The organism is Streptomyces sp. SID4985 (assembly GCF_009863025.1).
In the GTDB taxonomy this organism is placed as follows: Bacteria; Actinomycetota; Actinomycetes; order Streptomycetales; family Streptomycetaceae; genus Streptomyces.
On the sequence record NZ_WWIR01000344.1, the window covers coordinates 1 to 1,871 of the forward strand.

At 77.7% G+C, this 1,871-nt stretch carries 2 protein-coding genes; both read left to right on the forward strand.

Going from position 1 to position 1,871, the window contains the following annotated elements; all coding sequences use genetic code 11:
- Positions 1 to 82 precede the first annotated feature (82 nt).
- A complete protein-coding gene (locus GTW40_RS14465; protein ID WP_161180582.1) occupies positions 83 to 1,306 on the forward strand; it encodes a glycosyltransferase in 1,224 nt (407 codons plus the stop codon).
- Positions 1,303 to 1,871 (forward strand): SGNH/GDSL hydrolase family protein (locus tag GTW40_RS14470; RefSeq protein ID WP_161180583.1); only part of this gene is annotated, 569 nt, incomplete at its 3' end. The genes GTW40_RS14465 and GTW40_RS14470, both read left to right, overlap by 4 nt.

The window sequence follows — 1,871 nt, forward strand, 5'->3', positions numbered from 1 at the left end:
GGCGTACCTGGGCCGCCGTCGGGGACCGCCTCATCGCCCACTACACCGACGTGCTCGCGGCCCGCCGTACGGCGGTGGCGGCATGAGCGGCGGCACGATCGCCCGGCCGCTGCGCATCGTGCGGCTCGCCAACTTCGTCGCCCCGGCCTCCGGCGGCCTGCGCACCGCCCTGCGCGAACTGGGCCGGGGCTACCGCGTGGCGGGCCACGAACCCGTGCTGATCGTCCCCGGCGACCGGCACACCGACCGCGAGACCGAGCAGGGCCGCGTCATCACCCTCCCCGGGCCCCTGCTGCCCGGCACCGGCGGCTACCGCGTCCTGACCGGACAGGCCCGCGTGGCCGCCCTCCTGGAGGAGCTGGCCCCCGACCGCCTGGAGGTCTCCGACCGTACGACCCTGCGCTGGACCGGACGGTGGGCGCGACGCGCCCGGGTACCGGCCGTCATGGTCTCGCACGAGACCGCCGACGGCGTGCTGCGCACCTGGGGCGTGCCCGAGCAGCTGTCACGGCGGGCCGCCGACGCCCTCAACACCCGCACCGCGCACGTCTACGCGCGCGTGGTGTGCACGACCGAGTTCGCCGCGCGCGAGTTCCTGCGCGTCGGCGCGCGCAACGTCGTACGCGCTCCGCTGGGCGTCGACCTGACGGAACGGCACCCCACGCTCCGCCACACCGGTCCGCGTGCGGCGTACGCGCGCGGGGACGAGACGCTGCTCCTGCTGTGCTCGCGGCTGTCCGTGGAGAAGCGGCCGGGCACCGCGCTCGACGCGCTGGAGGTGCTCCTGCGGCGCGGGCGGCGGGCGGTGCTGGTGGTGGCCGGGGACGGCCCGCTGCGGTCCCGCCTCGAAGCACGCGCGCGGGAACGCGGGCTGCCCGTCCTCTTCGCGGGCCACATCGGCGACCGGGCCGCCCTCGGCGCGCTCCAGGCGGCCGCCGACGTGTGCCTGGCACCCGGCCCGGCCGAGACCTTCGGCCTGTCCGCGCTGGAGGCCATGGCGTGCGGCACGCCCGTCGCGGTGAGCGCGTCGTCCGCGCTGCCCGAGGTGGTCGGGTCGGCGGGCGCCGTCGCGGCCGACCACGGCGTGGGGTTCGCCGACGCCGTGGAGACGCTGCTCGCCCGGCCGGAGCGGGTGCGGCGGGAGGCGGCACGCGCGCGTGCCGAGTGTTTCGGGTGGGGAGCGGCTGTGGAGGCGTTCCTGGCCGCTCATGACGCACCGGTGCTCGGGGGCGGCGGGGGTACGGGTCGGGCGGACGTGGCAGGGGAACGCGGCGTGACGCGGGAGCGCGAGGAGGGGGCCGTATGAGAACCCTGCGCTTCGTGGCCCTCGGCGACTCGCTCACCGAGGGTGTGGGCGACCCCGCTCCCGGCGGGCCGCGCGGCTGGGCCGCGCTGCTGGCGGGCGGGCTCAGGGAGGATCCCGGGCGGGTGGAGTTCGCCAACCTCGCCGTCAGCGGGGCCCGCGTCCGCGACGTGCTGCACCGGCAGACCCCGGCGGGACTCGGGCTCCGCCCCGACCTGGTGTCCGTGGCGGTCGGCGTCAACGACACCCTGCGCGGCTCCTTCGACATCCATGAGGTGGCCGACGGACTCGACCGGGTCTACGCCGCCTTCACCGGGCAGGGCGCCACCCTGCTCACCCTCTGCCTGCCCGACCCCGGCGCGCTGCTGGGCCTCCCCGCAGCCCTCGCCCGCCCGCTGGCACGGCGCCAGCGGGCCGTCAACGCCGTGACCCACGCGCTGTCCGACCGGTACGGCGCGGTCCACCTGCACGCGCACGAGGGGACCTGGCTCACCGACCCCACCCTGCGGAGCGCGGACCGGCTGCACCCCGGCGAACGCGGGCACCGGCACCTCGCCGCCCGCTGCCA

Excerpts from the sequence above, each read along its gene's own strand:
- GTW40_RS14465 (WP_161180582.1), top strand. The coding sequence starts at position 83 with ATGAGCGGCGGCACGATCGCCCGGCCGCTGCGCATCGTGCGGCTCGCC.